The 14,690-nt window shown below is 53.9% G+C and carries 7 protein-coding genes; all 7 read right to left on the reverse strand.

Annotated elements, in window-relative coordinates; translation table 11 throughout:
- Nucleotides 1-61: 61 nt before the first annotated feature.
- Nucleotides 62-4,765 carry an S-layer homology domain-containing protein gene (locus BN3795_RS18530; protein ID WP_068786182.1) on the reverse strand — a complete coding sequence of 1,568 codons (4,704 nt, stop codon included), beginning with the start codon at nucleotides 4,763-4,765 and terminating at the stop codon, nucleotides 62-64.
- 30 nt (nucleotides 4,766-4,795) lie between these two features.
- Nucleotides 4,796-6,328, reverse strand: coding sequence for an extracellular solute-binding protein (locus tag BN3795_RS18535; protein ID WP_232729976.1), 1,533 nt, complete (start codon nucleotides 6,326-6,328; stop codon nucleotides 4,796-4,798).
- A gap of 95 nt (nucleotides 6,329-6,423) precedes the next feature.
- On the reverse strand, nucleotides 6,424-7,341 hold the full coding sequence (locus tag BN3795_RS18540; RefSeq protein ID WP_068786183.1) for a carbohydrate ABC transporter permease: 918 nt from the start codon (nucleotides 7,339-7,341) through the stop codon (nucleotides 6,424-6,426).
- A gap of 18 nt (nucleotides 7,342-7,359) precedes the next feature.
- Nucleotides 7,360-8,328: an ABC transporter permease gene (locus tag BN3795_RS18545; protein WP_068786184.1), complete on the reverse strand. Its 969-nt coding sequence runs from the start codon at nucleotides 8,326-8,328 to the stop codon at nucleotides 7,360-7,362.
- A 1,248-nt stretch (nucleotides 8,329-9,576) separates the two neighbouring features.
- On the reverse strand, nucleotides 9,577-11,172 hold the full coding sequence (locus BN3795_RS18550; RefSeq protein WP_068786185.1) for a response regulator transcription factor: 1,596 nt from the start codon (nucleotides 11,170-11,172) through the stop codon (nucleotides 9,577-9,579).
- The gene (locus BN3795_RS18555; protein ID WP_068786186.1) at nucleotides 11,117-12,937 is read right to left on the reverse strand and encodes a cache domain-containing sensor histidine kinase; all 1,821 of its coding nucleotides are present in this window, start codon (nucleotides 12,935-12,937) and stop codon (nucleotides 11,117-11,119) included. The genes BN3795_RS18550 and BN3795_RS18555 overlap by 56 nt, the downstream gene beginning before the upstream one ends.
- 30 nt (nucleotides 12,938-12,967) lie before the next feature.
- Nucleotides 12,968-14,494: an extracellular solute-binding protein gene (locus BN3795_RS18560; protein ID WP_068786187.1), complete on the reverse strand. Its 1,527-nt coding sequence runs from the start codon at nucleotides 14,492-14,494 to the stop codon at nucleotides 12,968-12,970.
- Nucleotides 14,495-14,690 lie beyond the last annotated feature (196 nt).

Raw genomic sequence — 14,690 nt, forward strand, 5'->3', positions numbered from 1 at the left:
GGTAGCTTTCACCGCAGGCTGGCATTTTCATGTCCGAACGTTACCGCCCGGGGCTCCTCGCTTACGGATGGATCAAGCCCGCCATCCGCAGCATCCGGGCCAATACCGTTGCCCCTTCGGCACGGGTGGAGGATGACCCAGGAGCAAACAGATCACCTCCGCGCCCTTTCATTAAGCCGGAATCCACCGCGGTTGCAACCGCTTCTTCGGCCCAGGCTCCGATATGGCCGCGATCCTTGAACCCCGTCAGCATGGAGTCGGGATTTCTAGGGGCAACCTCTACCCCAGCCAGCTTCAAGGAACGAACTAGCAGCACGCTCATCTGCTCCCGCGTGATTGGCTCGTTCGGGCGAAACTCTCCACCATCATAACCTTCAATCAACCCGTGCTCCACTGCTGCCGACACCGCATCTGCATACCAAACGCCGGAGCTGACATCCTTGAAGTGCAGGTTGGCGTTGGGCCCCGATTGTCCCGCAATACCCAGCGCGCGGACCAGCATCGCGGTAAATTCGGCTCTCGTGATCGAAGCATCGGGACTGAACTCCGTGTCAGAAGTTCCCTGGATGACCGTTTTGGAGGCGAGCAATGCAACCTCATCGGCCGCCCAATGGCCGTTCATATCCGTAAAGGTCTTCCGATACGAAATCGCCGCATAGATCCCGCTTCCCTTCAACCGGAACGTGATCCGGGACTTTCCGTCTTCTCTCGTGAGGACCGCAGGTACAAAGGCATAGCGATTCAGAGAAGGTTCCAGAAGGAGAACGGTCGTCGTATCGGCATCTTCGGCTCCAGACCTCGGTGCAGTCGTAAGCTTCGCGTAGGAGCTTGAGAAGACAGGCAGTACAGTTTGGCTGCCGCCCTGTCCCCCGAAGAAGGAAACCTCCAGCATAGATCCGAGCCGTTCAGCCTGTTCCGGCAACAAGAGGTTAAGCCGGTATTCCTGAGCTTTCTCGGGGAGGGCGATGCGGATCTGCAAACTGTCCGCTGTCCCCAGCTGATTCAGCGCTTCGCTTAACGCCTGGACAGGCAGCTCCAACCTTCCTAACGAAGACTCCAGAAGAATAGCGCCTTCCGGCAGCTCCTTCACAACCGCCTCCAATCCCGGCGTCGGCAGGTGCAGGGTGATGACATCGGCTGGATCCTTGAAGTCGTAATTCAGCTGTTGCGATTGGGCCGGCTTCTCCCGCAGATTCTTCACCTCTTCAAGCATCTGCGACAAATCGACTTTGGCATGAATGGTCACCTGCCCGTTCTCCGCCGTTGTCTTCTCAACGTTCAAGCGGTCCGGTTTCGCGGGTTTGGCAGGAGAGGAGGTTGATCCGCTGCTGCTGCCGCCGGACGAACCGGGCTGGCCGGGGCTCGAGCTGCCGTCCCCGGTGGACGTGCGAATGATTTGTACCGCATCGCGGTTCGTCTTCCGCTCATCCACATACACCTCCACTTGGACGAAATTGATCCCCGTCGTTAACGGAACGTTGACCGTAAAAACCCCGGCAGGTGAAAGGGCAGCTGTCTCCCCGTTCACTTTGACGGTAGGCGTTCCCGGACCGAGCACTTCAACCGTTCCTTCCAGCAGATAATGGCTGTCCCGTGTCTCCCTTAGCTCATCGTCCATCAGCCCGCTTAATACGGCCGCACGAACCTGATCGCCCACTTCATAAGCGTTCGCTACGAGTTGCCGGTTCGTTCTCGTACCCGAAGGATCGATCGTCGAGATGACGAAGCCGCCAGGCGGTATCACGCTGTTGTTCTCTTCCGGTGCAGCCCAACTCCAGTTGATCGCTTGGCTCCGGTTCGCCACACGGGTGACAACGCCGGTGTTGTCTACGACCACTTCGACGCCGAAGTGATTCGTGCCGGTCGTCGTGCCGTAAGCCTCCGTCATGACGTTAATGTTGCCCTCCACCCGATTCACATTGTAATAATGGCCTTCCAGAAACGTATCGGCGCTGTCGGGCAAGCTTATGCCAAGCTGATAATCCTTCACCCATTCGCGGTCCTGCAGCGCCGCCTTGGCGATCGCCCAGTTGATCTGGGAGGCGTCGAACAGCATCAGGCCGTTCGTCGTTCTCAAGCCTGCCTGGAATACCTCGCGCTGGACGGCGGGGAGCTGCACATTGTTCAGGGCGATGCCCGCGTACAGCGGAATTTCTCCATTCGTGACGATGTTCCCGAGGGTGATGTATTTCTGAATCTCCTGGCTGGTGGTCTGATAAGCCCCAATCATCAGAAAGTCCAAGTATTCTATATACCCGGTATCGTAATACTCCGGCGTATATACGGACTCTACCGGCAAGCCCAGCGAAGGGTGGATTCGGAAGTTCTTGCTTCCCCAGTTCACCCCGTTGAGATAATACGTCTCATACCAGGATCCCACGTAGGAGGAGACTTGAATGGTTCTTCCCGTTTGAGCCTCATAGGAATCCACCAGCGACTTCGCTTCGCGGAAGAAGCTCTGAATGATCCCCGAACGGAACTCCCACCAATCCTGAATGAGCGGTCCATCGACTCTGGCGTTATTTTCATAATAGAAAATATCATTCGGCCAATCGTTCAACTGCTTGCCGCGCTCAAGCAAAAACTGCTCGAACTTGACCCTCGTCTCCTCGCTGAAATCCGCGCCTTCGTTGTCGTACCGCCCACGGTCGTGGATCACGCCGTCTACGTTATAGTTTTTGATAATCTCCTCAAACGTCTTGAGCTGGTATTCGCGCACCTCATCATTTGCCGGATTGACGAAAGCCACCAATCCCTGCTTGGCGCTTTCCCGCAGCCGTTTGATCTCGCCGTTGTTTTCCGCATAATGCACGCGTTCTTCCCAATCCAGGTGGTCGTTCAACACCGCGAACTCGTTGTAGGCAATCGATCCTTCGGCAAAGACATTAATAGCCGCATGAATTTCCAGCCCCAAGGCGTGGCCGTGATCGATGAATTCCTGCAGCAGATCCAGGTTCGGGCTGGCACCGGCCTTCTCCGGAGCTTGGATTTCGCTGACGTATGGCCGTCCGGTCAAGTCGTTCTTCTTGTACGAGACATACCCTTCAACGCCCTTCACATCAAATGCGATGGAGGTCACCCCGCTGTCCTTGGCCTTTTGGAGAAAAGCGCGCACCTGCTCGCTGGTTTGGAACTTCTTCGCATTAGAGGCTTGATCTACCCAAAGAATCACTTGTTTCTCCGCGGATAAATTGTCCCGGGCGAACACCGCAAGGTCCCGCCGATCCTGCTCGACCCCGTTTTTCAACACTTTGATTTCGATATAGTTGGTGCCTTTCGTTAACGGGTAGGTATAGCTGAAGGCTCCATTCCCGTCAAAAGGGATAGCGCTCTCATTGATCAGCAACTGGATGGCCGCCGGATTGTCGATGTTCTCAATCGTTCCCGAGATGACCGTATTTCCCTCTGTCACGGTATAGATCCGCTGATTGTTCAACTGGATCCGGGCGATCCGGCCGTTTCCGCTCATCAGATCCCGTACCGATACGACCTCCCCGTTCTTGCGCAGCTTGATGACATCTCCAACCTTGAAATTTTCCGCCAGGAACCGTTTGATGTAGTTGCCGGCATAACTGTTGTCCTGCGCCATCAGGACGTAACCTTCTTCCGGGATGTCAAGAGACGTGGGTCCGGTCCATACGGGAGGCTGGCCATTGATCGACGGATTGATGACCTGCAAGACCCGATTGCCCGCGTCAACCTGGACCGCCACATTCGTCTGGGGAATCTCGATGGAGCTGCCGTAATCTCTCGTAAACAAGGCTACGATATTCGGTACGCCCGTCACGTCTTTATCGACGAAGTCGATCTTGATCCGCGGCCCATCGATGTCGATCGAGATGTCCTTCGGCGCGGCTTCGACTTCGATATAGTCCTGATTCTCCGCCGGTTCATAGCTAACCGTCAGTGTGCTCGTCGTGATCTCCTCCCCTGCCTGGAGCAGCCGGATCGTGATTGCGTTCCCTCCAGGACTCAAGTACACGGTCTCGCGAAAAACCCCTTCAGCCGACAGGTCGGCCGGCTCCCCGTTCACCGTAACGGCGAGCTCCAGCTTCTCGTCGTAGTTCGCCACAAATCCAGCCACCTCGATAATGGGAATCTCTACGAGGGTCTGGTCTTCCGTCATCATGATGAGCTCCGGAAGCTGCGGCTCCGGATCCGGATCGGGCTCAGGCTCAGGTTCAGGCTCCGGATCCGGCGATAACGGAAGGAAATCCGCCGCCGTCACCTCCACCCCTGCTCGCATCAGCTTCACCTGATCCCCCGGACGGTACTGTCGATAAAGCGTCTGCTTATAATTCGACTCCGCCCAGGTGCTGTCCCCTCCAGCCAATACGACATACCCTCCGTCCGGAATCGGGAGCATTTGCTCGGCATCCCAGGTTGCCGGGGGATCGTCCTGCGGGCCAATCACTTCCTGCACGAAGCCTCCTGCATCCACGGCGACGGCAACATGAAGCTCCGGAACCCGGATTTCAGAGAGGGCATATGCCGCATCGGTCACCGTAGCACCGCTTGTGTATAAGGCGAGATAATCGTTCTTATCTTCCAGTTGGGCTTCCGCCACGTTAATGTCCGTGAATACAAGAGAGGTGCCGCCGTCTTCGGAGACCAACTGTACCGGTTCCCTTCCAGCCTCTTGCACGTGCAGTATCTCCTCTGCCCCGGCGGCCGAAGAGGTGATCGGCAAGCCGGGCCAGAACCATGCCGTCAGCAAGGAGAGACAGATCAGCCCGGCCATTCGTTTCTGCAACGCATGTTTCATCCGCTTCCCCCTTTTCATTCGCAGAACTCCCTATTGGGTTGACTGGAACCACTCGTTCGCCGCAGCGACCATATCCGCTCCGCCTTCCGCCCTCCATTGCGCCAGGAATTGATCATATTGCTCGATGGGCTTCGCCCCTGAAATGAATTGCAGCACATTATCATCCAGCAACGTTGTCAGCTTGAGCAGATTTTGGGACACCGCTTCAATCGGGGGTGCCGTCGACATCGGATCCACAACGATCAGGCCTTCCGCATTTTTCTGGAACGCTTCAAAATGCGCCTGAAGTACCGGATCTTTGCGTACGCGCGCCTGCCAGTAAATCGGATATTTCTCTTCGTCAACGCCGGTCAGAAAGCTGCTGGCATTGTTCAATTGATCGTTGAAGATCGGGAGAATCGGATAATACTTGTCGTCCTTCACTTCATAATGAACACCTTCCTGCCCGAGAGCGATGCCTTTGAATGTCTCCGGCTCCAGCTTCGCGTTCAGGAATTGCATAGCGGCTTCTTTACGCTTGGAGGATTTCAGAATGCCGATATACCAGGTCGTGTTCGCTTTCGCGCCAACAGCCGCTTTCCCGTCCGGTCCTTTCAGATAAGGAACGATCGTCGTTTTAGCCTCGGGGAAGTTCTTCTGCAGGGCAGCGATGGTTGAGCCCGCATTCCACCAAGCCAGCTTATACATGGCCGCATTGCCGCCGGAGAATTTCTCGATCGATTCCTGTGCGGTGTTCAGCGGAGTTTCCGTATCCAGCAAACCTTCCTTGTACAATTGGTTCATATAAGTGATGTATTCTTTCATCTCAGGCTGCTCGGCCCGATGTACCAGCTTGCCGTCGACTTCTTTCCAGTCCGTATACACGCCAAAAGTGGCGGCGATGTCCCCGTAAATGGAATCCTTGCTCATCGTCAGCGGGATGACGTTTTTCTTCTCTTTGATCGTCTTCAGCACCGTATACAGCTCATCCCGGTTGGTCGGGATCGACAAGCCCAACTCATCCAGCCAATCCTGCCGGACGACAAGCTCCTCGCCGATGCTCACGCCCGCCCCGGTCTCGGGAATGCCGTAGATTTTTCCGTCGATCGTTGCGCTGGCGAAGGACTCCGGCTTGATGGATTGTTGAATATAGTTGCCATGGGCCTCGATAAGCTCATCCAGCGGCTCGAGCGCTCCCGCCGAAGCCAGATTGTAGAACTGGGCCGCATTCAGCTTGGCGATGTCATAATTCTCTTTGCTGGATACCATCAGGTTCAGCTTTTCATCGGCATTCTCTGCGGGCAAGAGTTCATAATCCACATGGAAGCCGGTTCTTTCCTCAATGTATTTCGCCACATATTCAGTTTTCGGATCAAACAACCCGTATTGCATAATCATCCGCAGATCCGGTTTATCCGAGCTGCCCCCGCCTTTACTTCCTTCCGTCGACGTGTTCGTTGGACTGTCCGAGGGCGGAGCCGCAGATGGCTCCGAGGTTCCGCCTCCCCCGCCGCAGCCGGACAACACCAGGGTGAAACCTAGAATCGCAGTGAGTACCGCCGATGTTTTAAATTTGAGAATCATGAATAACCTCCTTAGAATGGGTTTGTGGTTAAGGGCACTACTGCAAGCGGAGCGCATCACCTCCTTCGGGAAGTTGCCGTCACCAAACGTCTGTCTCAACCTTTAATCGAGCCCACCAGCACGCCTTTGACGAAGTATTTTTGCAAGAAAGGATAGACAAGAAGGATGGGGATCGTCGCCAGCAGGATCGAAGAGGCTTGAATCGACTGCGGGGTGGTGTTAATCGCGGCATCGACATTATCCTTCAGAAAATCGCCGCTGGACGAGACGAGAAGCTCCTTCAAGTAAAGCTGCATCGGCTTGATGGCCGGGTCGCTGATGTAGATCATGGCGGAGAAATAATCGTTCCAGAACGCCACGGCAAAAAACAACCCGATCGTAGCAAGCACCGGCAGCGACAAGGGAAGCATGACCGACGCCAGAATCCGAATATTTCCTGCACCGTCCAATTTGGCCGATTCCTCCAGTTCTTCCGGAAGGCCTTCGAAATAATTTTTGATGATCAGCATGTTGTACACGTTCACCATCGCGGGGAGGAACAGGACCGGGAACGTATTGACCAGGTTCAGGTTCTGCATCAACAGGTACGTCGGAATTAACCCGCCGCTGAATAACATGGTAAATACGAAGATCAGCAGCAGCCCCTTCCTGCCGCGCAGCCGAACTTTGGACAACGGATAGGCCGTCAGCGTCGTCAGAAACAAACTGCATGTTGTCCCGACCAGGGTCAGGGCGACAGACACCTTCAGCGAATTCAGGAACATGGAATCCTGGAGCACATATTGATACGTCTCGAATTGAAGACCCACCGGCAGCAAGCCCACCCTTCCGGAGATGACGGCTCCCTCGCTGCTTAAGGATTTGGCGAGCAAATTGACGAAGGGCAGCAGCGTCGTCAGCCCCAGCAAGATGAAGAAGAGGTAATTAATAACGGTAAAGCATTTCTCGGAGAACGAGGTTTTGATTGCGTTTCGCGATGTTTGTATTCCTTCCAAAGCCCGTGTAGGTTCCATTCAGCAAAATCCCCTTTCCTACCAAATCCCGCGCTGCAGATATTTACGGCTGGCTGCATTCCCGGCGATGACCAGCGTGAAGGAGATGACCGCTTCAAAGAGCCCCACCGCTGTCGAGAAGCTGTAGTCCTGACTTCCCAGCCCCCTGCGGTACACATACGTGCCGATGACATCGGAGACCTGATAGACCACCGGATTGTACATCACCAGAATTTGTTCGGTACCCGCCTCCAGCACGCTGCCAAGCCTTAGAATAAACATCAGGATGATAATCGGGGCGATGCCCGGCAACGTGATGTGCCACAGCTGCTTCCATCTGCCGGCCCCATCCATTCTCGCCGCTTCGTAGAGCATCGGATCAATCGTGGTGAACGCCGCCAGGTACACGATCGTGCTCCAGCCGGTCTCTTTCCAGCCCGCCGAAGTGATCAGCACGCTGCGGAACACGCTGTTGTCCAGGAAGAAAGCGATCGGCTCCATTCCCATCGCGGCCAGCGCTTTGTTAACGATCCCTCCGTTTGTCGACAGCAGATCCATAAATAACCCGCCGACGATCACCCAGGACAGGAAATGCGGCAGATAGATCACGGTTTGCACCGTCCGTTTAAAGATGAGATTGCGCATCTCATTCAACATAAGCGCGATGACGATGGGGAGCGGAAACAGAATCACAATTTTCAGAAAACTGAGGATCACCGTATTTTTGAACACTTGGGCAAAGTCCGGCGATGTAAACAGCTTCTCGAAATGCTTCCAGCCTACCCAAGGGCTGTCCGCGAAGCCGCTGAAAATGTTGAAATCCTTGAAGGCAATGCTGATTCCGTACATCGGGGTGTACTTGAACAGCAAAATGAACAAAATGCCCGGCACAAGCAGCAAATAGAGATCCCATTCCTTCCGGATGTCGAGCCCGAGCCGGCTCCAATACCCGCGTTTGGGCTTGATCGTCTTGGCCGTTTCGGTCCCGGATCCGTTCTTCAATTGCATGAGCTTGCCCCCTTTCCTCTGTCCTTCATCCACTGGTGTTAACATTGTAAAGTTGGACCGGGTCGGCTGAGTAGGCGAGAGTAATTACTATTTGTGGTAAATTGATGGTTTCTAGACCGCCGGGAGACAAAAAAAGAAGCCTTGCGGCTTCTTGGGGAGGGAGGGAGCTATGCAGTACGTTTGAGGTGAATCATGATGGCATCGTATAGAAAATCTGCAAATCCTTCTTTACCGAATTCTCGCATTCAGCCCAGCTTGTCCTCGGGCGCGGCCTCGGCGACTTTTCGATAAATGCGGTCAGAACGCAGCGTTGTAAGGTTCATAACTCCCACTCCTAGTAAAGTTTAATTAGGGAGAATTAGGATCTATGACGTAATGTGAGAGTCAAGCCTTCTTTTGGCGCTTATGCTGCGGGAGGTTTCGGGCGGGTTCGTTCGTGCGCTAACGCTTGCCAGAACGCTTATTCCGCGAAAATCGGGGCCTTTCCCATTCTAACGCTTGCTAAACATCTTATTTGAGGAAAAATCGTACTTTCGCGCTGAAAATCCGGAAATAAGCGTTCTAATCCGCGTTAGAATTTGCAGAGCCCCGTTTAGGCCCGAATAACGCCGCTCATCAGCGTTAGAACTGGGCTGTTGCTGCATCCCCCCCAATTGGGGGCTGAACCTTCAATACTGGTAACTTCCGTTCTCATTTTCTCGCTAACGCTTGCCAGAACGCTTATTCCGCGAAAATCGGGGCCTTCCCCATTCTAACGCTTGCCAAACATCTTATTTGTGGAAAAATCGTACTTTCGCGCTGAAATTCGGGAAATAAGCGTTCTGATCCGCGTTAGAATTTGCAAAGCCCCGTTTAGGCCCGAATAACGCCGCTCATCAGCGTTAGAACTGGGCTGTTGCTGCATTCCCCCAATTGGGGGCTGAACACCTTCTATACTGGTAACTTCCGTTCTCATTTTCTCGCTAACGCTTGCCAGAACGCTTATTCCGCGAAAATCGGGGCCTTTCCCATTCTAACGCTTGCTAAACATCTTATTTGAGGAAAAATCGTACTTTCGCGCTGAAAATCCGGAAATAAGCGTTCTAATCCGCGTTAGAATTTGCAAAGCCCCGTTTAGGCCCGAATAACGCCGCTCACCAGCGTTAGAACTGGGCTGTTGCCGCACTGCCCCCACGCATCCTGAGCCTACACCTGTACCCTGCCCTCTCCCGGCCCCCCGCCAAAGCTCCTGGCCAAACCAAACTTGATCTAGCCCCTGCACTCTCCGGGGTTCACCCCCCAATATTTGCGGAAAACCTTAGTGAAGTAACTGACATCCCGGTATCCTACCGAACGGGCGGCGTCGTAGACCTTATGCCCTTCCTGCAGCAGCCATTTGGCCCGCTCCATCTTGCGCTCGAGCACATAATCCGAGAAGGCAACCCCCATCTCCTGCTTGAACAACCGGCTTAAATAAGAGGAGTTGATATACATGCGATCCGCCACGATGTGCAAGGTCAGCTCCTGATCCATTTCCTCATTCAGCAAACGGAGAATCTCCTTCACGACTTGGTGGCTGTTCGCTTTGCGCTGGTCCTTAACATAGGTCACGATGCGATTGACAATTCTCGTCAGGAGCGTCCAGGTCTGCGACTGCGTGCTGAGCAAACTCACGTTCTGTACATACTTCGCATCTTCGCCAAGCACCTGCTTGATCGTCCACCCCCGCTTTTGAACCATCCGGATAAACAGACCATGGAGAAAGAGCAGCGCCTCATGAAATTCATCCGAAGACTCCATCTTGGAGAACTGCCCCTCCCAGATTCCCCGCAACGCTTCCATCGCTTTGGCCTCGTCCGCCGTTTCCATCGCAATCTCCAGCTCCTTCTCCAGGTTCGGCTGGATCGCAAAGGGCCGGGCGCTCGCGCCAGTTGTCTCCTGATAAGGAATAACGAGATCATGCCCATACACGACCCGCTCCTGAAGCGCATGGCAAGCCTGCCGGTATAACACATCCATGTGCTCCAGCGGTCCCACTGACGCGCTAATGCCGGCGCTGGCGGTTCGATGCAGCACCTCCTTGGCCCGGGAAAGCAGCTGGGACAAATCCGCATTCATCCGCAGCAACACCTCGCTGGCTTCCAGCTCCGGGCTGACCACATATACCATCATCAGATTCAGGTCCGAGTCGGCGGCAATCCACCAGGCGGGAGGAGCTAACAGCTCCTTGGCAAGGAACTGCAACGTAAACTTCAGGAGCTCCGCCTTCTCCTCATCTTCCGGATAAGGATCCAGCTCTACCGCCGCAACGGCGATCCGATCCTGCTGTCGCAGCGGGATGTGCAACTCTTTGCTTTTGGCCAAAATCTCTTCGCGTCCAACCTTGCCGCTGGCCCATTGCAGAAAAAACAGGTTTTGCAAATGCGGCAGGTTTGACAGCCATTGCTTCTCCAAGGCCGCCTGCCGCCGCCATTGCTCCAAATCCTGTTGCAGTTGGCGGCGTGCCTCCAATACCGCTTCCAGAATCTCTTCCTCGCCCGCAGGCTTCAGCAAATACCGGGTAACTCCGTGTTTTAAGGCAATCTGGGCAAACTCGAAGTTGTCGTGTCCGCTTAAAATAATGACCTTCATCAACCGGGTGAGCCATCCGCGTTCCTTCAGCTCCCGCAGCAGCGCCAGTCCATCCATGCCCGGCATCTGCACGTCGATCAACATGAGATCCGGCTTCTTCCGCTCCATGAGCTGCAAGGCATCCCGTCCGTTGGCCGCCGTTCCGATCATGTCGATCCCGTGCGACTCCCACAGGATATTATAGGCCAGCGCCTGGCGCAGACGGGGTTCGTCCTCCACGATCATGAGATTCATTTCGTTCCCCCTCCAATGGAATCGATATTGAAACGGCCGTGCCTTCGCCCCAAGTACTCTGTACGGTCAACTTCGCCTCGGGGCCGTAGTACAGCTTCATACGGCTCAGTACGTTGCGCAGTCCAAATAAGTCCTTCGCCTGCTCTTCATTCCGCGAATCAGCAGCAACCTTGCGGTGATCCATACGGTCCAGCTCCTGCTGAATATAGCGAAGCTGTTCTTCCTCGATCCCCGGCCCGTTGTCCTCCACACGGATGAACACCGTCCGTTCCTGTTCAACCCAACTGGAGATGATGACGTAACCGCCCGACTCCTTGCCTTCCATTCCATGGATGATTGCATTCTCGACAATGGGTTGAAGCAGCAGCTTAAGCAGCGGAATTTGCCTGCTCCGCTCCGAGATGCGGTATTCCACGCGGAAATTATCCATGAAGCGAAGCTGCTGGATTCGCAAATAATAATTCAGGTGGACAATGCTCTCTTCGATCGTAAACTCCTGTCTCCCCTTGTTTAAACTGAGCCGGAAGAAGCTCGAAAGGTTCATCACCATTTCGCTGATTTCCTCCGCATCGTAGTTTTTGGCCATCCAGTAGATCGAGTCCAACGTGTTGTACAAAAAATGCGGATTAATCTGGGATTGCAAAAACCGGAGCTCGGTTGTTTTCAGCCGCAGCTGCTGTTCATAATGATCTTCAATCAGATGCTTCTGCACCGTAGCCATTCGATTGAAGGATTGGATCAAGTAGCCGAATTCGTCCTTTCGATTCGACGGAACGTGAGTGCCAAGCTCCCCGCTGCTTAACCGCCTCATGCCTTTGGCCAATTTCAATACGGGAGAAGCGATTCCGCTGTAGACAACCCAGGAAACGGTGAAGGCAAGAAGAAGGCTTAGCCCGATAATGGCAAAGGTAAACAGGCGCAGCTGATCCGTCTCGAGGTACAGCTCGCTTTTCGGCTGGACCAGCGTTAACCGCCAGGTGGAGTACGAGGAATCGATGGTGACGGTCATCTCCTGATCCGGAAGTTGGGGAGCAGTAAGTCTGCCAACCTCTAGCAGCACTTCCCCCCGTTCATTTGACAGGGAAATCCGGCTGTTGTCCGATGGCAGCAGCGTCCGGATAATCTTCAAAAGTTTATTCTTACTGAACGATACAACAAGCAGATTGGCTTGGCGATCGCTGTTGTACAAATCCATTGCCCGCAGCAGCGAGATACTGTCGGTATTCGTTAGCTGCCCAAAGGTCACCTCATTCGTAACCGGATAGTCCGCCTTCACATAGGTGATTCCTGTCCCGTAATGGCGAGCGGTCTCCACAAACCATTCCTTCTGCGCATCCCCCGCCAACTGCTTGCCTCCGTAATGAGTGGAGATCAACATGCCCGAGGCCGGATGGTAGACGGAGATTTGCGAGATATACCGGTTCACCGAAACCGAGTTCGACAATTGTTCCAAAATATAAGAGAAGGCCAGGATCGATTGCGGCGAGAAATCGCTGCCGTTCTCATTCAACAGCGCATTCATCGCGGGGTCACCGGCGATCAGCGTCGAGATTTCCTCAACGTTCTGAAAGACCAGGTCCAGGTGGTTCATGGCCGAGGAAAGGGCCGTTTCGGTCCGCTTTACCGCCTGATCATAGAGGATATCCCGCGATCGCTCCACCGCAAACAGGCTGATCAAAACCAACGGAAGCAAAATAAGTATAAAATATCCGGTTAATCGGAACTGAATATGGTGCGAAAACCGGTTCAAGATCCATCGAATCACCGCACTCCTCCTCCAAGCCGAGCTGCCGCTTTAGTTCCTGCTCTCGTACCAGCGATTGACTTCCTTCGTTATTTCGCTTCCTCCTTCCGCTTTCCACCGCGCAACATATTGGTCGAACGCTTCCAGCGGTTCGAGACCTAGAACAATTTTTACAAATACGTCCTCCAATTTGCTTAAGTTATTGTTGTATTTCCCCATGGCCGGCGTCGGAATCCCATAATACGCATTGGGCATCACATGGCGATGAATCGTCTGGATATTGTTATACAAGTTGAAATCGCCAAGCGAGTCCAGGCGTTGCTTAAATAACGTCTCGTCGGGGACGTCCACTAAGGACTGGTAAATTCCCCGATACAGACTCTCATCATGCAGGGCGAAATCCGTCACAATCCGATCCCCTTCCCGCCGCCATATTTCATTCTCAAAACCCAGCTTCAGCGTTTTATAATCACTTGCGATGAAATCCAGCAGCTGAATGACCTCTGCCGCATGCTTAGAATCGGCAGGGATGACATTATAGCCGCGGATCACGTCGATGCCATATACACCTTGGTCTCCGTTTGGGCCTGTCGGATATTCCAGGGGAATCCAGCGGGCGTTCGGGTCCCGGTTCATATTGGCCGCAATCGGGCCGCGCGTATCGTACCAGGTTGCCGAGAATAACCCCACCTTCCCGTATTCGATCTTCTCGAACAAGTTCGTCTGTAGATTTAATGGAAATTCACGTTCCAGCAGCCCTTCCTGGTACAACCGGGCCAAGAAGCCTAACGCTTCCTTGGTTTCCGGAAGGATATTGCTGTAGACCAAATGTCCATCACGTTCAAACCAGGTATTCAGTTGCGTTCCGAAGGCGCCGAAGAACGGAGAGGATCGCCCAAGGTTTGCCGTGAACGTCAGACCAATGGTGTCCTGCAGGCCATTGCCGTCCGGGTCGTCCCGGGTAAAGGCTTGGATGACCTCGTAGTACTCGTCCAACGTTTTCGGCGTCTTAAGCCCCAACCGATCCAGCCAATCCTTTCGCGCATACATCAACTCGATACCGGTCACTTCGTTCAAACTGGGCACGGCATAAATCTTGCCGCCATATTTCACTCTGTCCCATACTTCAGGTGGAATTTTCGCTTTCAAATGGGGGCCGTATTGATCGATGAGATCATCCAGGGGGAACAGCGCCCCTTGCTTGACATAATTGTCAAACCACACGGGTTCGTAGGCGTGCAGGAGATCGGGGAGATTCCCCGAGGACATAATCACGTCCAGCTTCTCATCGTATACTTCAGTGGGGGGGGTATTGACCTGAATGTCCAGGCCGGTTTGCTCTTCGATATAATTCAGGTAACGGTTGTCGTTTTCATCCATTCCTTCGGGAAAAGTCATGCCCAGATTGGAGATGACGATGTTGATCTGAGGACGAGAACGCGGATCTCCAACTGAACGCGGCTCCTCGGTTTGGCCAGCGAAGCTGCAGCTCGCGACCCCCGTGGCAATCCCTATCAGCAGCAGTGAAGAAGGAAGCCGCCACGCGTTCCTCCGGAGCAGAATAGATCGTATGCTCATTGTGTCCCTCCTACTCCCTTATTCTAGTTTGCAGTTGCCTGTCAGACTCCGCTTACCCCTCTCCTTTAAACCAAATTATACATAGCGATTCCGGGGGAGTTTGTCGAAAGCTGAGGGCGACCATCTAGAAAAATAAAATAAGAGGGAGACCATTCAAAAATCCTCTTTGCAAGGAGGATCGAGGTAGATACTCATG

Origin of the sequence: Paenibacillus phocaeensis (genome assembly GCF_900021165.1) — a bacterium.
Taxonomy (GTDB): domain Bacteria; phylum Bacillota; class Bacilli; order Paenibacillales; family Paenibacillaceae; genus Fontibacillus; species Fontibacillus phocaensis.

What these genes read in the sequence shown, in the direction of transcription:
- BN3795_RS18535 (WP_232729976.1), bottom strand. Translation starts at nt 6,328, where the DNA reads ATGATTCTCAAATTTAAAACATCGGCGGTACTCACTGCGATTCTAGGT.
- BN3795_RS18550 (WP_068786185.1), bottom strand. Translation starts at nt 11,172, where the DNA reads ATGAATCTCATGATCGTGGAGGACGAACCCCGTCTGCGCCAGGCGCTG.
- BN3795_RS18540 (WP_068786183.1), bottom strand. Translation starts at nt 7,341, where the DNA reads ATGGAACCTACACGGGCTTTGGAAGGAATACAAACATCGCGAAACGCA.
- BN3795_RS18560 (WP_068786187.1), bottom strand. Translation starts at nt 14,494, where the DNA reads ATGAGCATACGATCTATTCTGCTCCGGAGGAACGCGTGGCGGCTTCCT.
- BN3795_RS18530 (WP_068786182.1), bottom strand. Translation starts at nt 4,765, where the DNA reads ATGAAACATGCGTTGCAGAAACGAATGGCCGGGCTGATCTGTCTCTCC.
- BN3795_RS18545 (WP_068786184.1), bottom strand. Translation starts at nt 8,328, where the DNA reads ATGCAATTGAAGAACGGATCCGGGACCGAAACGGCCAAGACGATCAAG.